Annotated in this window: 18 protein-coding genes; 16 read left to right on the plus strand and 2 right to left on the minus strand. The window is 65.9% G+C overall.

Annotation, left to right across the window (positions count from 1 at the left end):
• Positions 1-56: 56 nt before the first annotated feature.
• Together ACVIJ6_RS03920 and ACVIJ6_RS03925 are read left to right on the plus strand one after the other, a co-directional pair.
• A complete protein-coding gene (locus ACVIJ6_RS03920; RefSeq protein ID WP_456771577.1) occupies positions 57-917 on the plus strand; it encodes a 23S rRNA (adenine(2030)-N(6))-methyltransferase RlmJ in 861 nt (286 codons plus the stop codon).
• A gap of 251 nt (positions 918-1,168) precedes the next feature.
• Positions 1,169-1,384: a cold-shock protein gene (locus ACVIJ6_RS03925; RefSeq protein ID WP_012041969.1), complete on the plus strand. Its 216-nt coding sequence runs from the start codon at positions 1,169-1,171 to the stop codon at positions 1,382-1,384.
• 348 nt (positions 1,385-1,732) lie between these two features.
• Here ACVIJ6_RS03925 and ACVIJ6_RS03930 read toward each other — a convergent pair whose 3' ends face one another.
• Positions 1,733-2,353, minus strand: a complete 621-nt coding sequence (locus tag ACVIJ6_RS03930; RefSeq protein ID WP_456771578.1) for an outer membrane protein — start codon at positions 2,351-2,353, stop codon at positions 1,733-1,735.
• A 242-nt stretch (positions 2,354-2,595) separates the two neighbouring features.
• On the opposite strand from ACVIJ6_RS03930, the gene uvrC reads away from it, so the two are divergent.
• The 10 genes from uvrC to ACVIJ6_RS03980 all read left to right on the plus strand — a co-directional run bounded on the left by uvrC (position 2,596) and on the right by ACVIJ6_RS03980 (position 13,227).
• Positions 2,596-4,662 carry an excinuclease ABC subunit UvrC gene (gene uvrC, locus ACVIJ6_RS03935; RefSeq protein WP_456771579.1) on the plus strand — a complete coding sequence of 689 codons (2,067 nt, stop codon included), beginning with the start codon at positions 2,596-2,598 and terminating at the stop codon, positions 4,660-4,662.
• Between the two features lie 321 nt (positions 4,663-4,983).
• Positions 4,984-5,319 (plus strand): GIY-YIG nuclease family protein, encoded by a 336-nt coding sequence (locus tag ACVIJ6_RS03940; protein ID WP_315713606.1) that lies wholly within the window; start codon positions 4,984-4,986, stop codon positions 5,317-5,319.
• Between the two features lie 283 nt (positions 5,320-5,602).
• Positions 5,603-6,220, plus strand: a complete 618-nt coding sequence (gene pgsA / locus ACVIJ6_RS03945; protein ID WP_041750468.1) for a CDP-diacylglycerol--glycerol-3-phosphate 3-phosphatidyltransferase — start codon at positions 5,603-5,605, stop codon at positions 6,218-6,220.
• A complete protein-coding gene (gene moaD, locus ACVIJ6_RS03950) occupies positions 6,217-6,468 on the plus strand; it encodes a molybdopterin converting factor subunit 1 (RefSeq protein WP_456771580.1) in 252 nt (83 codons plus the stop codon). The genes pgsA and moaD overlap by 4 nt, the downstream gene beginning before the upstream one ends.
• 24 nt (positions 6,469-6,492) lie before the next feature.
• Positions 6,493-6,957, plus strand: a complete 465-nt coding sequence (locus tag ACVIJ6_RS03955) for a molybdenum cofactor biosynthesis protein MoaE (RefSeq protein ID WP_012041963.1) — start codon at positions 6,493-6,495, stop codon at positions 6,955-6,957.
• Complete coding sequence (gene prmB / locus ACVIJ6_RS03960; protein WP_456771581.1) at positions 6,957-7,922, plus strand: 50S ribosomal protein L3 N(5)-glutamine methyltransferase; 966 nt, start codon at positions 6,957-6,959, stop codon at positions 7,920-7,922. Before ACVIJ6_RS03955 ends, prmB begins: the two co-directional genes overlap by 1 nt.
• 332 nt (positions 7,923-8,254) lie before the next feature.
• Complete coding sequence (locus tag ACVIJ6_RS03965) at positions 8,255-9,598, plus strand: aspartate aminotransferase family protein (protein ID WP_012041961.1); 1,344 nt, start codon at positions 8,255-8,257, stop codon at positions 9,596-9,598.
• Positions 9,599-9,780: 182 nt separating this feature from the next.
• Positions 9,781-10,344, plus strand: coding sequence for a phage holin family protein (locus ACVIJ6_RS03970; RefSeq protein ID WP_456771582.1), 564 nt, complete (start codon positions 9,781-9,783; stop codon positions 10,342-10,344).
• A 417-nt stretch (positions 10,345-10,761) separates the two neighbouring features.
• The gene (locus ACVIJ6_RS03975; protein WP_456771583.1) at positions 10,762-12,357 is read left to right on the plus strand and encodes an EAL domain-containing protein; all 1,596 of its coding nucleotides are present in this window, start codon (positions 10,762-10,764) and stop codon (positions 12,355-12,357) included.
• A gap of 15 nt (positions 12,358-12,372) precedes the next feature.
• On the plus strand, positions 12,373-13,227 hold the full coding sequence (locus ACVIJ6_RS03980; protein ID WP_456771584.1) for a TIGR01459 family HAD-type hydrolase: 855 nt from the start codon (positions 12,373-12,375) through the stop codon (positions 13,225-13,227).
• 67 nt (positions 13,228-13,294) lie between these two features.
• Here the strand turns inward: ACVIJ6_RS03980 and ACVIJ6_RS03985 are convergent, their stop codons facing one another.
• On the minus strand, positions 13,295-13,690 hold the full coding sequence (locus ACVIJ6_RS03985) for a response regulator (RefSeq protein ID WP_006613531.1): 396 nt from the start codon (positions 13,688-13,690) through the stop codon (positions 13,295-13,297).
• Between the two features lie 269 nt (positions 13,691-13,959).
• Here ACVIJ6_RS03985 and ACVIJ6_RS03990 point away from each other — a divergent pair, with 269 nt between their 5' ends.
• The 4 genes from ACVIJ6_RS03990 (at position 13,960) to ACVIJ6_RS04005 (ending at position 19,782) form a co-directional block, all read left to right on the plus strand.
• On the plus strand, positions 13,960-14,940 hold the full coding sequence (locus tag ACVIJ6_RS03990; RefSeq protein ID WP_456771585.1) for a bifunctional riboflavin kinase/FAD synthetase: 981 nt from the start codon (positions 13,960-13,962) through the stop codon (positions 14,938-14,940).
• A gap of 224 nt (positions 14,941-15,164) precedes the next feature.
• The gene (gene ileS / locus ACVIJ6_RS03995; RefSeq protein WP_456771586.1) at positions 15,165-18,164 is read left to right on the plus strand and encodes an isoleucine--tRNA ligase; all 3,000 of its coding nucleotides are present in this window, start codon (positions 15,165-15,167) and stop codon (positions 18,162-18,164) included.
• A gap of 253 nt (positions 18,165-18,417) precedes the next feature.
• Complete coding sequence (gene lspA / locus ACVIJ6_RS04000; protein ID WP_456771587.1) at positions 18,418-18,915, plus strand: signal peptidase II; 498 nt, start codon at positions 18,418-18,420, stop codon at positions 18,913-18,915.
• 168 nt (positions 18,916-19,083) lie between these two features.
• Positions 19,084-19,782, plus strand: coding sequence for a hypothetical protein (locus ACVIJ6_RS04005; protein WP_456771588.1), 699 nt, complete (start codon positions 19,084-19,086; stop codon positions 19,780-19,782).
• Positions 19,783-19,827 lie beyond the last annotated feature (45 nt).

The following is a 19,827-nucleotide window of genomic DNA, read 5'->3' on the forward strand; positions in this document are numbered from 1 at the left end:
CGGCGGGCGCATCGCCGGGGTACCCTTTTCATCCGGAACGGCGTAACTGCTGCGGCATGAATTACCGACATGCCTTTCACGCCGGCGGCTTTGCCGACGTCATCAAGCACATCGTGCTGACCCGCATCCTGGTCTACCTCCAGGAGAAGCCGGCCGCGTTTCGTGTCATCGACACCCATGCCGGCGCCGGCCTGTATGATCTCACCGGCGACGAGGCCACGCGCAGCGGCGAATTCCTCACCGGCATCGCGCGGCTGCTGCAGGCGCGGCTGTCGGACCAAGCCTATGCGCTGGTCGCACCCTATCTCGACATCGTCAGATCCTTCAATACGCCCGGCGAGCTCGTCGCCTATCCGGGCTCGCCGCTGATCGCCCGCGCGCTGCTGCGGCCGCAAGACCGTATGACCCTGTGCGAGCTGGCGCCGATCCCGCGCAAGCAGCTAATCGATGCGCTGCGCCGCGACACGCAGGCCCGCGTCGTCGATCTCGACGGTTGGGTCGCCTTGCCGGCTTTCGTACCGCCGAACGAGCGTCGCGGCCTCGTCCTGATCGACCCCGCCTTCGAGGCGAAGGATGAGTTCGAGCGTCTCGCGGACCGCTTCGCGACCGCGTTCGCCAAATGGACAACCGGTATCTATGTGCTCTGGTACCCGGCCAAGAGCCGCCGCGCCACCGAGCAACTGGCCGAACGCGTCGCCCATCTCGCAGCCGCGGCAAAGCCGCCGGGCAAGGTGCTGCGGATCGAGTTCAGCGTGGCGCCGCAGATCGAGGGCGAGGCGCTGACCTCGACCGGACTGCTGGTGGTCAACCCGCCCTGGACATTGCATGATGAGCTCAAGCTGATCCTGCAGGAGCTGCAGCGCCCGCTGGGCCAGGGTGGCGCCGCACGGTTTCGGCTGGAATTCCCCAAAGCTTGAAGCGGGCACTGGTCGAAAAGCCGTAGTCAATCGGCGCGGAACCGTATTACAGTGTCTGATTGTAAGACTGGCTTTACGTTCCGCTTCCGCGAATGGTTGCGGCGGGGTGATCAAGGCCTAACAAGATCCGACGTTCCGGCGTGATGAGCGCTGGACGTTAAGGTGGCCAACGCTTTCCGATCAAAGTGATGTCCGGTCGGACGCTGCGCAGACGCGCAGTGGAGGAAGCAATGCGGGGGAGGAGTTTCCCGATGGCCATGACTGGGACAGTCAAATTCTTCAATGGTGAACGCGGCTACGGCTTCATCAAGCCGGACGATGGTGGGCGCGACGTGTTCGTGCATATCACGGCAGTGGAGCGCGCCGGCTTGAAGGATCTGAGCGAAGGACAGCGTATCAGCTTTGAGGTCGAGCCGGACAAGAAGGGCAAAGGCCCGAAAGCGGTGAACCTGGTGCTGTCGTCCTAGAGCGGCGCCCGCACCATAGCGACCGCGATTGACAAGCGGTCGCGGATCGCGGGCGGCTCGACGTCAAACCATCCGTTCGTCTGAAGGTACCGGCTCCCGGCCGGGTCGCGTGCATGGCTTTGACGCCGTTGCCGCCGATGATGCTGCGCGCCTGCCCCCAACAGATCATGCGGCGCCTCGGGAGCGGCATCATGAACTGATCGCTTTGTTCGAGCCTGGTCCTTGCGGAGAAGCGGTTGCCGCTTTTCCGGATCACGCTCGAGTGCACCCGTGCGACCAGAAAAATCCCGGCCGCTCACGCGGCCGGGAGGTTGTTGTTCGGCGTTTCTTCTTCCTGATTTTTTCCTATCAGAAATGGAAGTTGATGCCTGCGCGCACCACCCCAAAGCGATAGTCGTTCTTCGCCCCCGTGATCACGAAATTGCTGCTGTCGAGATCGATGTAGAGATACTCGATCTTGGCCGTCCAGTTCTGCGCCAGGCCGAATTCGGCGCCGGCGCCGAGCGTCCAGCCCAGCGAGGTGTGGGATTCGGAGAGGCCGAAGGTCTCGCCACGCAAGCCGCCGAAGGCGAGACCGCCGGTGCCGTAGAACAGGACGTTGTTGAAGGCGTAGCCCACGCGGCCACGCACGGTGCCGAACCAGGGGTTCGAGAACTTCCACGGTGCGAAGGTGTCGTTGGCACCGGTCAGGTTGATGTCGCCCTCGGCGCCGAACACCCAGGGACCGTTCTGCCAATTATAGCCCGCGGTCAGGCCACCGACGAGGCCGGACGGCTTGGTCGGGTTGTTGCCGACCGATCCCCATTCATAGCCCAGCGTGCCGCCGAGATAGGGGCCGGCCCAGCTATAGGCATTGAGCGGCTGGTTCACCGTATAGGGCGCCTGGCGCCCGTAATTGAAATCGGCAGCCTGCGCCGACACCGATCCCAGCGCCGCTGCGACGGCAGCCCCCACCATGAACCTGTTCATCGCTCACTCCACGCAACTCTCCGTCACCACCCGAAGCATGCGCCGCGCGACGATCGCGCGCGGGCCGGCATGGTTACGGAACTCCGTCTTTTTTCGTGAGCATTTATCGAGAGTTTTAGGTTAAGCCGTTGTTAAGCCGGGTTACCCGCCGATTAACGTGCTTAACAAAGCGTTACCGCGGCCGCTGTGCATGGCGCCACCGCGCGCTGGCGGGCGCGGCCGCGAGCGCTTAATTTGCTGACATGACCACCCAAAGCTCTGATCCATCCAAGGCGCCGGCGCCTGACGCCAGGCGTGGCGCCGCGGCCAACCTGCCGCCCGAGCCGACCGATACGCCCGATCTCGATCCCGCGGCCTCCGCGGCCGACGAGGACGATGAATCGCGCCTGCCGGAGTTGACGGAAGAGACCCTGGAGCCGGTCGGCGAAGGTCCGCTCGCGACCGGCCATGCCGCCATCGAGAACGCAGTGCGGCTGGCGCCGACCTCGCCCGGCGTCTACCGCATGCTGAATGCGGCCCATGACGTGCTCTATGTCGGCAAGGCCAAGAACGTCAAAAAGCGCCTGTCATCCTACGCCCGCGCCAATGCGCCGCTGCCGGCGCGCATCCTGCGCATGATCGCGGCCACAGTGACTGTCGAGATCGTCTCGACCACCACGGAAACCGAGGCGCTGCTGCTCGAGGCGAACCTCATCAAGCAGCTCAAGCCGCGCTTCAACGTGCAGCTGCGCGACGACAAGTCGTTCCCCTACATTCTCATCACCGGCGACCATTGGGCGCCGCAGATCCTCAAGCACCGCGGCGCGCAGTCGCGGCCCGGACGCTATTTCGGCCCATTCGCCTCGGCCGGCGCGGTCAACCGCACCATCACCGCGCTGCAGCGCGCGTTCCTGATCCGCTCCTGCACCGATTCGTTCTTCGAGAGCCGCACCCGCCCCTGCCTGCTGCACCAGATCCGCCGCTGCGCCGGTCCCTGCACCCAGGAGATCGACTTTCCCGGCTATACCGAGCTGGTGCGCGAGGCGACCGATTTCCTGTCCGGCCGCAGCCAGGCGGTGAAGGCGCTGCTTGCCGCCGAGATGGAGAAGGCCTCGAGCGAGCTCGAATTCGAGACCGCCGCCGTCTATCGCGACCGTCTCGCGGCGCTGTCGGCGATCTCCTCGCAACAGGGCATCAACCCGCGCACGGTGGAAGAAGCCGACGTGTTCGCGGTCCACCAGGAAGGCGGCTTCTTCTGCGTCGAGGTATTCTTCTTCCGCACCGGCCAGAACTGGGGCAACCGCGCCTACTTCCCGCGCGCCGAGAAGACGTTCACGCCCGAGGAGGTGCTGTCCGCGTTCCTGTCGCAGTTCTACGACGACAAGCCGCCGCCGCGGCTGGTCCTGCTGTCGCATGAGATCGAGGAGGCCGAGCTGCTGGCCGAGGCGCTGTGCGTCAAGGCCGGCCAGAAGGTCGAGGTCTCCTGCCCGAAGCGCGGCGAGAAGAAGGACCTCGTCACCCATGCGCTGACCAATGCGCGCGAGGCCTTAGGCCGCAAGCTCGCCGACACCGCGACGCAGAGCCGCCTGCTGGAGGCGATGACGACGACGCTCGGCCTGCCGCAGATCCCGAAGCGGATCGAGGTCTACGACAACAGCCACATCCAGGGCACCAACGCGGTCGGCGCCATGATCGTCGCCGGCCCCGACGGCTTCATGAAGAACCAGTATCGCAAGTTCAACATCAAGTCGGAAGGGCTCACGCCCGGCGACGACTATGCGATGATGAAGGAGGTGCTGCAGCGTCGCTTCAAGCGGCTGGTGGCACCGTCCGAGAAGGACGTCGCACGCGCCGCGAAAGAGGACGACGTGCCGCAATGGCCCGACCTCGTGATCATCGACGGCGGCCGCGGCCAGCTCAATGCCGTCCGCGAGATCTTCACCGAACTCGGCGTCACCAACGTGGCGCTGATGTCGGTCGCCAAGGGCCCCGACCGTGACGCCGGCCGCGAGACGCTGTTCATCCCCGAGCGCGAGGCGATCAAGCTCGAGCCGCGCGATCCCGTGCTGTATTTCATCCAGCGCCTGCGCGACGAGGCGCATCGCTTCGTCATCGGCTCGCACCGCAAGCTGCGCAAGAAGGACATCCGCGAGGCCGGCCTGCAGGAGATCCCCGGCATCGGCCCGTCGCGCAAGCGCGCGCTGCTGCACCATTTCGGCACTTTGAAAGAGATCGAACGCGCCTCCATCGCCGATCTCGGCAAGGTGCCCGGGGTCAGCGCGGAAAGCGCGCGGAAGATCTTTGAATACTTCCACAGCAATGCGAGTTGAGATCGGAAAAGCGGACCGACCGGTTTCCCGGTCCAGCTTGAGCCCGCCTCTCTCCACCCGTCATTCCGGGGCGCGCGCAGCGCGAGCCCGGAATCCATACGCACAGGCGGGCGTGTGGACGGGACAGCATGTGGCAGCATCTCGCTCCGACACGGATGGTCGTGGTTATGGATTCCGGGCTCGCGCTGCGCGCGCCCCGGAATGACGGAGAGGGTTGGGCCAGATCGCCAACAGCCAGGCGTCGAAATCGGGCCATAAAAATATTTTACCCGGACAAAAATATCCGATATGCACCCGGATGAAAATCCAGGAGGCCCCGACATGACCCCCGACCAGCGCAAGGCGGCCGTTGCCGCCTATAAGGAGCGCAAGACACCCGCCGGCATCTTCGCCGTGACCTGCGCCGCCACGGGAGAGCGCTGGATCGGCTGCGCGCCCGACCTCGACAAGATCCAGAACCGGTTGTGGTTCACCCTGCGCCAGGGCGGCCACCGCCGCGGCGGCCTGCAGGCGGCCTGGACCGCCCACGGCGCGGAGGCCTTCAGCCTGGACGTCATCGAGACCCTGGACGAGGAGACGCTGGGCTATGTCCGCGACCGCGTGTTCGCGGAACGCCAGGCGCATTGGTGCGCGGTGCATGGCGCCGAGGCAATCTGACAGGGACGGCTGAGATGGCCGGCTGACTTGGCTTGGCCTGCGCTTCGCGCCATTGTCATTGCAGCGCAATAAGGTCGGACGGCGAACGCCGGCCGCGCCGATCTGGAGACTGGCGCGACCGCGTCCGGTTGCTTAATGAAGCATTGCGGCTCGCGTTGCCCTGCGCGGGAGAGTTCCTATCTCGGCAAGACTTCGTTGCGATTCGCGTCATATCTGCGTCATCCTGCCGGTGCGGTTCGGCTCGAAGGTTGACGTTCGCACGGCATCAGTATTGGTACACCGGATGAATATTGCGACCACACGCGTGCCCAGCAAGACGTCGACGTCCCTGCCGAATATCCTGACCTATACGCGGATCGCCGCGATACCGGTCGTGGTCGGCTGCATCTACGCGCAGTCCATCATGGACTATCCGCTGTGGCTGCGCTGGGTCGCCGTCGCCGTGTTCATCGCGGCCGGCGTGACCGATTATCTCGACGGCTATTACGCCCGCATCTGGAACCAGCAATCGGCCTTCGGCCGCATGCTCGATCCGATCGCGGACAAGCTCCTGGTCGCATCCTGCCTGTTGATGCTGGCCGCCGACAACAGCATCCATGGCTGGACCTTGTGGGCGGCCATCGTGATCCTGTGCCGCGAGATCCTGGTGTCGGGCCTGCGCGAATATCTCGCCGCGCTGCGCGTCAGCGTTCCCGTGACCAAGGTCGCGAAATGGAAGACCACGATGCAGCTGATCGCGATCGGGTTCCTGCTCGCCGGCGAGGCCGGTGACCAGATTGTGCCGGTGGTGACCATGATCGGGATCGTGCTGCTGTGGACCTCGGCGATCTTCACGATCTATACCGGCTATGATTATTTCCGCTCCGGCATACACCACCTCATCGAGGAAGATTCGCGATGAAGGTGAAGTATTTCGCCTGGGTGCGCGAGCGCATCGGCAAGGCCGAGGAGACGATCGAGCCGCCTGCGAACGTGCGCACGGTGGGCGAGCTGATCGCCTGGCTGACCGCGCAGGGCGAAGGCTATGCCTATGCCTTCGAGAAGCCGAAGGTGATCCGCGCCGCCATCGACCAGTCGCATGTGCAGCCGGATGCCCCGATCTCGGGCGCCCGCGAGATCGCCTTCTTCCCGCCGATGACCGGCGGCTGAGCACGCCAGCAGAAGACCCGCACCATGACCGCGATCGTCACCGTCCGCGTGCAGCCAGAGGATTTCGACACCGCGGCAGAGATTGCGGCGCTCAGCCATGGCCGCACCGATATCGGCGCGGTCGTCAGCTTCTCCGGCCTGTGCCGCGGCAACGACCATGACACGCCGATCAGCGCGCTGGTGCTCGAACATTATCCGGGCATGGCGGAAGCCGAGATCATGCGCCATGCCGAGGAGGCGATGGCACGCTGGCCGCTGCAGGGCCTGACCGTGATCCACCGCTTCGGCCGCATCACGCCCGGTGAGAACATCGTGCTGGTGGTCACCGCGTCGAGCCACCGCCGGGCGGCGTTCGAGGCCGCGGAGTTCCTGATGGATTATCTCAAGACCAACGCGCCGTTCTGGAAGCGCGAGGAGACCGCCGATGGCGGCAGCTGGGTCGAGGCCAAGAGCCACGACGACGCTGCCGCGGCGCGCTGGACATCGTGATGGCGAAGAAGGTCAAGGCGGCTGCGCCGCGCAAGGCGCCGGCACCCAAGCTGCCGAAGGTGAATGCCGGCGAGCTCGTGACCCTGCTCGACTATCTGCGCTATGCCGTGAGCCGGTTCCAGGACGCCGACCTGGTGTTCGCGCATGGCACCACCGACCCCGTGTCGGAGGCTGCCTTCCTGATCGGCGAGGCGCTGCATCTGCGTCCCGACCAGTTCGAGAGCTTCGTCACCGCCCGCGTGACCGCCGCCGAGGGCAAGCAGATCCTCGACCTGATCACGACCCGGATCACCACGCGCAAGCCGGCGGCCTATCTGGTCAACAAGGTCTACATGCGCGGCCTGCCGTTCTATGTCGACGAGCGCGTCATCGTGCCGCGCTCCTTCATCGGCGAGCTCCTGGAGACGCATTTCGGCGGCGCCGAGGCTGACGGCACCTCGCTGATCGACGATCCGCTGGCCGTCGACAGCGTGCTGGATCTCTGCACCGGCTCCGGTTGCCTCGCCATCCTGGCCAGCCGCCACTTCCCCAACGCGATGATCGACGCCGTCGACATCTCCAAGGATGCGCTCGCGGTCGCCGCGAAGAACGTCGCCGACTACGACCTCGGCGAGCGCATCTCGCTGCACCGCGGCGATCTGTTCGCGCCGCTCAGCCAGCGTCGCTACGATTTGATCATCAGCAATCCGCCCTATGTCGATGCCGAGGGCATGGCCGGGCTGCCGCAGGAATGCCGCGCCGAGCCGGCGCTCGCCTTCGATGGCGGTGCCGACGGCCTCGACATCATCCATCGCATTCTCGGCCAGGCGCGCGACCATCTCACCGCGGAAGGCGGGCTGCTGTGCGAGGTCGGCCGCGACCGGCCGCAGATCGAGGCGGCGTATCCGGACCTCCCGCTGCTGTGGCTCGATACCGAGGAGTCCGAGGGCGAGGTGTTCTGGATCACCGCGCAGGATCTGGTCTGAGGCAGCGTCAGCCAGGCACAGGCGCGATCCCCGCGCCGTCCGATCCCTTGGCGCAAAATGACGCAGCGACTTCCAATAAACGGCACTTTCTGCTGTTGCTGTGCAGAAACCGCTCACCAGTGCAGCAGGAACGCGGGACCTTTGACATTTCCGTTCGCGCGCGAAGCTGATAGTTTGCCGTCGGCCCGGATAGTCGGCTGACCACGTCGGCGCGCATTCAGGCCCATCAAGCACGATCCGTTCCGGCAAGCTGCTCTGGCACCGGTTCGCCACCTTTCCGGATCATGCTGGCGCCGTCGCACAACCTGCCTTGAACGTCCCGAGAGGTCCCCATGCTGGACAAGAGCCCCCGCCCCGCCGTCACCGTTCCGAACGATCTTGCCGCGCATTGGATGCCGTTCACCGCGAACCGCGCGTTCAAGAAGAATCCGCGCCTGCTCGCCGGTGCCAAGGACATGCACTACATCACGATCGACGGTCGCAAGATCATCGACGCCGCTGCAGGCATGTGGTGCTGCAACGCCGGACACGGCCGCACCGAGATCGCCGAGGCGATCGGCAAGCAGGCCGCCGCCCTCGATTACGCGCCGCCATTCCAGTTTGGCATTCCCCAGGCGTTCGAGCTGGCGAACCGCATCGCCGACCTCGCGCCCGCCGGCCTCGATCACGTGTTCTTCTGCAACTCCGGCTCGGAGGCCGCCGATACCGCGCTGAAGATGGCGCTCGCCTATCACCAGATCAACGGCCAGGGCAGCCGCACCCGCCTGATCGGCCGTGTCCGCGGCTATCATGGCGTCGGTTTCGGCGGCACCTCGGTCGGCGGCATCGTCAACAACCGCAAGATGTTCGGCACGCTGCTGACGGGCGTCGATCACATCCCCGCCACCTATGATCGCGAGAAGCAGGCCTTCACCAAGGGGGAGCCGGAGTACGGAGCGCATTTCGCCGAAGAGCTGGAAAACCTGGTCGCGCTGCACGGTGCCAACACCATCGCCGCGGTCATCGTCGAGCCGATGGCCGGCTCGACCGGCGTGATCCCGGCGCCGAAGGGCTATCTCAAGCGCCTGCGCGAGATCACCCAGAAGCACGGCATCCTGCTGATCTTCGACGAGGTCATCACCGGCTTCGGCCGCCTCGGCCATGCCTTCGCCGCCGAGCGCTACGGCGTGACGCCGGACCTGCTCACCTTCGCCAAGGGCGTCACCAACGGCGCCGCGCCGATGGGCGGCGTGGTGGTGCGCGACACCATCCACGATGCCTTCATGAGCGGCCCCGAGCACATGGTGGAGTTCACTCACGGCTACACCTATTCGGCACATCCGATCGCCTGTGCCGCCGGCCTCGCCACGCTGGACATCTACCGCGACCACAAGCTGTTCGAGCATGCCAAGGCGATCGAGCCGAAATGGGCCGACGCCGTAATGTCGCTGAAGGGCCTGCCCAACGTGCTCGACATCCGCACCGTCGGTCTGACCGCCGGCATCGACCTCGCGCCGCTGCCCGACGCGGCCGGCAAGCGTGGCTACTCGGCAATGGAGCAAGCCTTCCACAACACCGACCTGATGCTGCGCATCGCCGGCGATACCCTGGCGCTGACTCCGCCGCTGATCATCAGCGAGGACCAGATCGGCGAGATCGTCGACAAGGTCGGCAAGGTCATCAAGGCCGTGGCGTAAGCCTCAGTCATCCTGGCCGTCTCATCATCCCCTCCTCGCGCGAGCGAGGAGGGGATTTGTTTTGGTGCAACGGCCCACGGTGCAGCCATGGGCCGCACTCGCCGGGAACCTTCGCCCCCCCTCCACGTTCATGTCGCGAGCCGGCGTTTCGCGCGCGGCGGACGAACGATCGGAGGAAGCGCATGCTCGCACCGCCAGGCGAACTCTTGCAGCTGGGGCTCGAGCAGCGGCTGAACCGCGTCAAACGCGCCACGCAATCCTACATGCGCGACCGCGCGCGGCAGGCCACGGGCACGGTGACTTCCTACGTCGTGGCTACGGGGTTGTTCGCGACCGCAGGCCTCTTCCTGATCGCGGCCTGCATCGTCGGTCTGACGGCGCTGTTCCGTTGGGTGGAAATGACCTACGGCCTGTTCACCGCATTCGCGGTGGTCGGCGGCATCCTCGTCGCGCTGGCGGTGATCTTTGCCGTGATCGCAGCCGTCAAGCTGCGCAGCCCGGCCCCGCATTATCCGTCCCTCGGCAGCCGGCTGCGCGTGGCGATCGCCTCGCCGACGTCGCGCCAGCCCGATGCCGACGAGATCGACCCCGACACCATCCCGCTCGCACCCTCGGCGACGTCTTTGAACCACGGCGGCGGTCTTGGTGGCGCACTCGGCCGCGTCAACCTGCCAGTCGGAGTCGCCGTTGCAGCGCTGCTGCTCGGCGTGGCCGCGCTGCGAAGGCGTCAGCACCGCAACGCGTGACGCTGAGGGGAACGCTTGGTTCGATGAGGGTCGAACCATGACTGGCTCATTTGAGCTGATCAACTTGACGAGGGTGACACGTGCACCAGCATGCGGACACCTTCGCGCAGGCGCCGATCGGTCCGCGTCAGCGCGCCAGAAATGATCCGGAAACAAAATCGCCGATTTCGTCGCGTGGAACGCGGCCGATCGACGTCCGCCTCTCATGAATGTTCACCATGTCCAGCGACGCTGGCCCGCACTCCGTTGTTCTACGGGACGCGTCACTACGATGACACTTCACCTTGCGGCGTGAATTTGCGTAAATGACACGCCCTGGGGAAATCATCTGTCTCTCCCGGTATTTGAATCCTGCCAGCTATCCTCGCGAATCAACAGAAGTGCTAGGGTTGTATTCGGTTGGGAGCGTCGCGCAGCATGATCCGGATTTCCACGATTTTCATCGCCATCTGCATGGTTCTGGTCGCGGCTTCGCTCGGCCTGATCCTGTATTCGGTGGCCGGTATGAGTGGCTCGGAATCTGCGATCGTCGCACTCGCCGCGCTGACCTTCCTCATCCTCTACAACGCCGTGTCGATGCGGCTGCGCGACCGCTCCGACGTCGGCAGCCAGATTGCTGATCTGTCGCGCGGCACCGCTGATCTCGCGCGCCAGGTCGCCGAGTTCGGTCGCCGCCTGTCCGCGGTCGAAGGGCGCGTGGTGTCGTCGAATTCGGTCAGCACCGACCGCCTGCAGGGCGTGATCAGCGAGATCAACGAGCTCGGCGGCCTGATGAAGCAGCTCGCCGTCACGGTCGCACAGCACGAGGATCTGATCGCCGCGATCCCCTCTCAGGCCCAGCCAGCAGCATCGGCACCGACACCGTCTGCTTCGGCGGAACCCGTGCGTCCTGCTGCGGCCGCACCGGCATCGACTCCAGTCGTGGAGCCCAAGATCGCCCCCTCGACCGCGCCCGAAGTGAAGCCGGCCGAACCCAGCATGCGCGTCACGCCTCCCGCCGGCATGACGCCTGCGAAGCCGGTCCCGTCGCAGCCGAGCCCCTCGCCTGTCGCGGCCAACGCGCCCCCGGCCGCTGCCGCAGCCCCCGCCGCCCCGCGCAGCCAGCCGCAGATGCTCGCGGCCGTGAAGGCCGCGCTCGACGACAACCGTCTCGACATTTATCTGCAGCCGCTGGTGACACTGCCGCAACGCAAGGTGCGATTCTACGAAGCGGTGACACGGCTGCGCGACGAGCGCGACCAAGTGCTTGCCGCCGACGACTTCATCGGCATCGCCGAGGCGGCCGGCCTGGTGGGGCGGATCGACCACATGGTGATGCTCCGCTGCGTGCAGGTGCTGCGCCGGCTGATGGTGCGCAACAAGGAGGTCGGGATCTTCTGCAACGTCTCGTCGGCCACCTTGAGCAGCCCCGCCAACTTCTCACAGTGTCTGGATTTCCTCGAGGCCAACCGCGCGCTGGCGCCGTCCTTCGTGCTCGAATTCAAGCAGGCGACGTTGCGCAACCTTGGCCCGACCGAGACCGAGCATCTCGCGGCGCTCGCCCAGCGCGGCTATCGTTTCTCGATGGATCACGTCACCGAACTGCGGTTCGAGCCGCGCGAGCTCGCCGACCGCGGCATCCGCTTCATCAAGGTGCCGGCGGCGCTGCTGCTCGATCCCAAGCAAGGCTCGGTGTCCGACATCCACCCGACCGACCTGTCCGATCTCTTGGGCCGCTTCGGCATCGACCTGATCGCCGAGCGGATCGAGGGCGAGCGCAGCGTCATCGACCTGCTGGATTACGACGTCCGGTTCGGCCAGGGCTTCCTGTTCGCGCCGCCGCGGCCATTGCGGCCCGAGGGCTCATCTGCTACCGGCGTGGCCGCTGCGGCCTCCCCCGGAGGCGGGCAGGACATCAAGATTCAGGATCCCAATGCCGCCGGTCCTCATTCCTCCGACGCGTCAACCGCCAGCGCCTCACCGCGAAGCGTCGGCAATGCTGCACTGGCCCGTCGCATCGCCGGACCGGCCTGAGCCGCGCCTTTTGCCATGACGTCGTTGCACTTCGAAGAGCGGCTGCGCGATTTGGTCGGCCGCAAGCAGGTCGTGCTGAGCGACATCTGGGGCGTGGTCCATAACGGGCTGGAATCCTTTCCCGAGGCCTGCGAGGCGCTGCATCGCTTCCGGCGCGAGGGCGGTACGGTGATCCTGATCACCAACGCGCCGCGGCCGGCCGATTCGGTGCAGCGGCAACTGCGCAAGCTCGGCGTGGCCGACGAGGTCTACAGCGCCATCGTCTCCTCCGGCGACCTGACCCGCCATTACGTGGCGGACCATCCCGGCGGCAAGGTGTTCTGGCTCGGCCCCGAGCGCGACAACTCGATCCATCGCGGCCTCGAGGTGACCCTGTCGCCGCAGGACGAGGCCGACTACATCATCTGCACCGGCCTCTACGACGACGAGACCGAGACCGCTGAGGATTACCGGCCGATGCTGCTGCGCGCGCTGGAGCGCAAGCTGCCACTGATCTGCGCCAATCCGGACATCGTGGTCGAACGCGGCGACCGCCTGATCTACTGCGCCGGCGCCATTGCCGAACTCTACCGCGAGCTCGGCGGCGAGGTGATCTTCTACGGCAAGCCGCACCGGCCGATCTACGAACGCGCCATGCGGCTCGCCGAGCAGCATGCCGGCCGGCCGGTCACGCGCGAGGAGGTGCTCGCGATCGGGGATTCCGTCCGCACCGACCTGGCCGGCGCGCACGCCTTCGGCATCGACTGCTTGTTCGTCACCCGCGGCATTCATTCCGAGGAGTTCGCCGGCGTCGATCAGCTCGATCCGGCCTCGGTCAAGGAGCTGTTCGGCCATCCGCCGCGCGCCTTGATGCGGGAATTGAAGTGGTGACAATGAAAAACGCCCGGCTGTCAGGCCGGGCGTTTTTCATATTGGGATTGCCAGATTCGACCGGCGCTCAGGCCGTGGCCATGTCCGGGAACACGGCGTCGATCTTGGTCTTCAGGGTCGCCGCGTTGAACGGCTTGACGATGTAATTGTTCACGCCGGCCTTCTTGGCCGCGATCACGTTCTCGGTCTTGGATTCCGCCGTGATCATGATGAACGGGGTGGTCGCCAGGTTGGGATCGGCGCGGACCTCGCGGAGCAGGTCGTAGCCGGTCATCGGCTCCATGTTCCAGTCCGAGATCACGAGGCCATATTTCTTGGCACGCATCTTGTTGAGCGCCATCGAGCCGTCGCTAGCGTCGTCGATGTCCTCGAACCCAATCTGTTTCAGAAGATTCCTGATGATACGGATCATGGTGCTGTAATCGTCGACGACGAGCACCGGCATCGTCAAATCAACCGCCATCTTGACTCCCCCAACGCGAACACAACGCGCAGACTGTTACCAAAACGATCTTTTCGGCTCAGGTCTCGAACGACCTCCGCCATCCGGGTCCAGGAGTAGCACCAGCCGTTAAACAGCGCGTTAACTGCACCCCGTTCGCATGTCGGCTTTGCTGCGCTGCATGCGCCGCGAGCGCCCCTTCGGCTTGACTTCGGCAGGCCGGCCGCCCACGGTCCAGGTCGACCTCCGCCGATCGGCGGCTTCGCGAATCCACGAGATATTTCCGTCACATGGCTGCTTTCACGATCATCCGCGACACCACCCCGCCGGCCGCCATCGTCAAAGGCGCGGTGGTGGCGATGGGAAATTTCGACGGCGTCCATCTCGGCCACCGCGCCGTGATCGAGGCAGCGGTCGAAATGGGCAAGATTCACGGCCGTCCGGCGCTGGCGCTGACCTTCGAGCCGCATCCGCGGCGCTTCTTCAGCCCCAACACGCCGCAATTCCGGCTCACCGACGAGCGCGCCAAGCTGCGGCTCCTGGCCGGAACCGGGCTGCAGGGCGCCGTCGTCATGACCTTCGACAAGGGCCGTGCCCAGACCTCGGCGCAGGATTTCATTCACCATGAACTGATCGGCCGCCTCGGCGTCGCCGGGATCGCGGTCGGCTACGACTTTCATTTCGGCAAGGGCCGGGTCGGCTCGCCCACTTTGCTCGCCAGCGAGGCCCCCAGACTGGGCATCGAGGTGGACGTGCAGCCCCATGTCGACATCGACGAGCGGCCGGTCTCGTCGACCGCGATCCGCGAGGCGCTGGCCGAGGGCCAGGTCGCCGAGGCCACCGAGATGCTCGGCGGCCCCTGGTTCGTGACCTCAGAGGTCATCCATGGCGAGAAGCGCGGCCGCGATCTCGGCTACCCCACCGCCAATATGCGGCTCGACCGCGATTGCGGCCTGCGCCACGGCATCTATGCCGTCCGGGTCGGCCGCGGCCGCGGTGCGAACCGGGTGCTGATCGACGGCGTCGCCAATTTCGGCCGCCGGCCGACCTTCGACAATGGCGCGCCGCTGCTCGAGACCTTCCTGTTCGACTTCCATAGCAGCCTCTATGGCGAGGTCCTGGACGTCGCCTTCATCGGCTTCATCCGCGAGGAGGCGAAATTCAGCTCGATCGAGGCCCTGATCCGGCAGATGGACGACGACAGCGCCAGGGCCCGCGCCGTGCTTCAGGCCAATGCCGGCCTCTTCCCCCGGCTCGGCGAGATCGAATAGGCCCGCGGGCGGTCCGGCGGCGCACGATCGCTTTGCGATTTCGCCGCCCGGCTGCTATGAGGAAGCCCCATGTTGATACGGCGCATCATCGGCATTAGCGGCCCGGCTTCCGCCTGAGCTTTTCGAGCTCGGCGCAAGACCGGGATGTCTCTGCTCGTTCCGCCGCCCGCGATCCCAGATCGCGCCTCCGCGCCCCCTCTTTGAGCTCATCAAGCCAGATCACGATGTCCGAGAAGCCGCAAAAGTCCGACGCCGCCGATTACTCGAAAACCCTCTATTTGCCGCAGACGGAATTCCCGATGCGCGCCGGCCTGCCGCAGCGCGAGCCGGAGATCCTGAAATATTGGGGTGACATCGACCTCTACGGCAAGCTGCGCGGGACCGCCCAGGGGCGGCCGAAATTCGTGCTGCATGACGGCCCGCCCTACGCCAACGGCAACATCCATATCGGGCACGCACTCAACAAGATCCTCAAGGACGTCGTGACCAAGAGCCAGCAGATGCTCGGCCACGATTCCAACTATGTGCCGGGCTGGGACTGTCACGGCCTGCCGATCGAGTGGAAGATCGAGGAGGAGAACTACCGCAAGAAGGGCAAGACCAAGCCCGACTTCCGCGACTCCGCCGCCATGGTCGCGTTCCGCAAGGAATGCCGCGCCTATGCCGAGCATTGGCTCAACGTGCAGCGGGAGGAGTTCAAGCGGCTCGGCGTGATCGGCGATTGGGACCATCCCTACGCCACCATGACCTATCCGGCCGAGGCCCAGATCGCGCGCGAGCTGATGAAGTTCGCCGCCAACGGCACGCTGTATCGCGGCTCCAAGCCCGTGATGTGGAGTGTCGTCGAGAAGACCGCGCTGGCCGAAGCCGAGGTCGAGTACGAGGACTATCAGTCCGACACGGTGTGGGTGAAGTTTCCGGTGACCTCGCCGGCCCATGGCGCGCTCGCGGGTGCTTCGGTGGTGATCTGGACCACCACGCCCTGGACCCTGCCCGGCAACCGCGCCATCTCGTTCTCGCCCAAGATCGCCTATGGCCTCTACGAGGTCACCGACGCACCGGCGGACAATTGGGCCAAGACCGGCGACAAGCTGATCCTCGCTGACGCGCTCGCCGAAGGCGTGTTCAAGCAGGCGCGCGTCACGAGCTACAACAAACTGCGCGACATCCCCGGTGACACGCTGGATGCCGTCGAATGCGCGCATCCGTTCAAGGGTCTCGCCGGCGGCTACAATTTCGTCGTGCCGCTGCTGCCCGGCGACCACGTCACCGACGACACCGGCACCGGCTTCGTTCACACCGCGCCCGGCCACGGCCGCGAGGATTTCGACGTCTGGATGGCCAATGGCCGCGAGCTGGAAGGCCGGGGCATCGCGACCACCATCCCCTACACTGTCGACGAGAACGGCGCGCTGACCGATCACGCCCCGGGCTTCACCGGCAAGCGCGTCATCAACGACAAAGGCGAGAAGGGTGACGCCAACGAGGCCGTCATCAAGGCGCTGACGGAGGCCGGCCAGCTGCTCGCGCGTGGCCGACTCAAGCATCAGTACCCGCATTCCTGGCGCTCCAAGAAGCCGGTGATCTTCCGCAACACGCCGCAATGGTTCATCGCGATGGACAAGGATATTGCGGACCACGGTCAGACGAAGTCCGGCGACACCCTGCGTGCCCGCGCGTTGCGCGCGATCTCGGTCACGCAATGGGTGCCGGCCGCCGGCCAGAACCGCATCAACGGCATGATCGCCAACCGGCCGGACTGGGTGATCTCGCGCCAGCGCGCCTGGGGCGTGCCGATCGCCGTGTTCGTGCGCGAAAAGGGCGACGGCTCCGCCGAGATCCTGCAGGACGAGACCGTCAACACCCGCATCACCGACGCCTTCGCCAAGGAAGGCGCCGATGCCTGGTATGCCGACGGCGCGCGCGAGCGCTTCCTCGGCTCGCGGGCCAATGAGGACTGGAAGAAGGTCGACGACATCTGCGACGTCTGGTTCGATTCCGGCTCGACCCACGCCTTCGTGCTCGAAGACCCCGTGCACTTCCCCGGCCTCGCCGGCATCAGGCGCAAGGTCGATGGCGGCCAGGACACGGTGATGTATCTGGAAGGCTCGGACCAGCATCGCGGCTGGTTCCACTCGTCGCTGCTCGAGAGCTGCGGCACCCGCGGCCGCGCGCCCTATGACGTCGTGCTGACGCACGGCTTCACGCTCGACGAGAACGGCCGCAAGATGTCGAAGTCGCTCGGCAACACCGTCGAGCCGCAGAAGGTCATCAAGGAGTCCGGCGCCGACATCCTGCGCCTGTGGGTCTGCGCGACCGACTATGCCGACGACCAGCGCATCGGCCCGGAGATCCTGAAGAACACCATCGAGACCTACCGCAAGCTGCGCAACTCGATCCGCTGGATGCTCGGCACCCTGCACCACTACAAGCGCAACGAGGCGGTGGCGTTCGCCGATATGCCGGAGCTGGAGCGGCTGATGCTGCATCAGTTGTCCGAGCAGGCCGAGGTCATCCGCCGCGCCTATGCCGCGTTCGACTACAAGACCGTGATCGCCTCGCTCGCGGCGTTCATGAACACCGAGCTGTCGGCGTTCTATTTCGACATCCGCAAGGACACGCTGTATTGCGACCCGCCGTCCTCGGTGGCGCGCAAGGCGGCGCTGACCGCGATCGACCTGACCTGCGACGCGATCCTGAAATGGCTGGCGCCGGTGCTGTCCTTCACCACCGACGAGGCGTGGCGGATGTACCGGCCCGACGCCGCGCCGTCGGTGCATCTGACGCTGTTCCCGGAGACGATGGAGACGTATCACGACGACGCGCTCGCCGCGAAATGGGAGACGATCCGCAACGTCAGGCGCGTCGTCACCGGCGCGCTGGAGCTCGCCCGCGCTGCCAAGACCATCGGCTCCTCGCTCGAGGCCTCGCCGATCATCTATGTCGCCGATCGCGCCCTGCTCGGCACCTTGTTCGACACGGATCTCGCCGAGATCTGCATCACCTCGAACTATGAGGTGCGCGAGGGCGAGGCACCGGCCGAGGCGTTCCGGCTCGATGCGGTGCCGGGCGTTGCCGTTGTTGTCGAGAAGGCCGTCGGCCGCAAATGCGCCCGCTCCTGGAAGATCCTGGAAAGCGTCGGCGACGACGCGGAGTATCCCGACGTCTCCCCGCGCGACGCGCAGGCGCTGCGCGAATGGAAGGCGCTCGGGGTGAGCGTGTGATCTCATCCCACTCAGGGTGAGTCGTCGTGCTGCCCGGCCGCCTGCGACACCAACAATTGTCGTCCCCGCGAACGCGGGGACCCATAACCACCGGCCGTCCTGGTAGACAAAGACAGATGACTCCGAGCCTTTTCCAACAATTGGCCTTCCGCGGTACGCGACGAGCGCTGACGCGCTCGCGCGGGGGTCTCGGCGTTCGCCGGGACGACAGCTGTGCGTGCAGTAACCTGCGCGGTACCAACGTCGGGCCCCAATGACCCCCCGCCTCCGCCTCGGCCTGCTCGCCGGCCTCGCCACGCTGGTCATCGACCAGGCCTCCAAGCTGTGGCTGCTCTATGTGTTCGACTTGCCGAACCGCGGCACGGTGAAGGTCACGCCGTTCTTCGACCTCTATCTTGCCTGGAACATCGGCATCTCCTTCGGCTGGCTGCAGAACGAGAGCGCGCTCGCGCAGTATGGGCTGATGGCGGTGAAGGCCGTCGCCGTGGTGGCGCTGGCGATCTGGATGGCCCGGTCGGAAACGAAGCTCGCCACGGCGGCGCTCGGCATGATCATCGGCGGCGCCATCGGCAATGGCATCGACCGGCTGGCCTATGGCGCGGTGGTGGATTTTGCGCTGTTCCATGTTGAGATCGGCGGCACCGTGTACAACTGGTACATCTTCAATCTGGCCGACGTGGCGATCGTTGCCGGGGTGGCGGGCCTGCTGTATGACTCCTTCTTCGGCGGCACCGCCGCAAAAGCGCCCTGATCGGGGTCGATACCGGTCCTGCCGATCTGGGCTCAAGAGCCTGAGGTTCTTCACGTTTTCTGGATCGGCGGATGACCGGACGACCCGCTTGCGGAGGGTCCGCGAGTGTCGGGATCACGGTTGGTTCGTCTGATCACGAGCACTGGACAAGCGAGGACAGGGAAAGCCATGCGCAAGACCGAAGTCAGCGGCCGGATCGTGACCAGCACGGCCATTCGCGCTCTGCGGCTGTCCGCCGTGGCGCTCGGAATCGGCCTCATGATGGCCGCCGGCACCGCGCGCGCCCAGAACGACGACGAAGACGACAAGACCTTCGAAGAGAAGATCATCGACAACCTGATGCGCGGGATCGGCGGCACCAACATGGAGACGCCGACGATCGACTACCGCGAGCGCTCACCGCTGGTGGTTCCGCCCAAGCTCGATCTGCCGCCTCCGGCAGCCGCCGCGGCAGAGGCCACGGCACCGAACTGGCCGAAGGACCCGGACGAGCAACGCCGCCGTGCCGCCGCTGCGGCGCGCAAGAAGGAAAACAAGGATCCTGTCGCCTCGGCCCGTCCGCTGACGCCCGCCGAGATGCGCGCCGGACGCACCGCGTCCGCCAAGCAGACCGAGCCGGTGCAGCCGGGCGTCACCAACAATCCGATGCTGAGCCCGTCTCAGCTCGGCTTCAAGGGCGGCCTGTTCGGCATGTTCAAGGGCAATGACAGCGAGGCGAAGCCGTTCACCAGCGAGCCGCAGCGCGAAAGCCTGACCCAGCCGCCGCCCGGCTACCAGACGCCATCGCCGAGCTATGCCTACGGCACGGGTCCGCAGGAGCCGCTGGGCGCCAAGCAGATGGACATCATGACCGGCAAGGAACGGTAATCCCGTCCGCTGGCCCAACGTCTCCGGAGCCGCCGGCCACGCCGG

The organism is Bradyrhizobium sp. USDA 4369 (assembly GCF_054056435.1).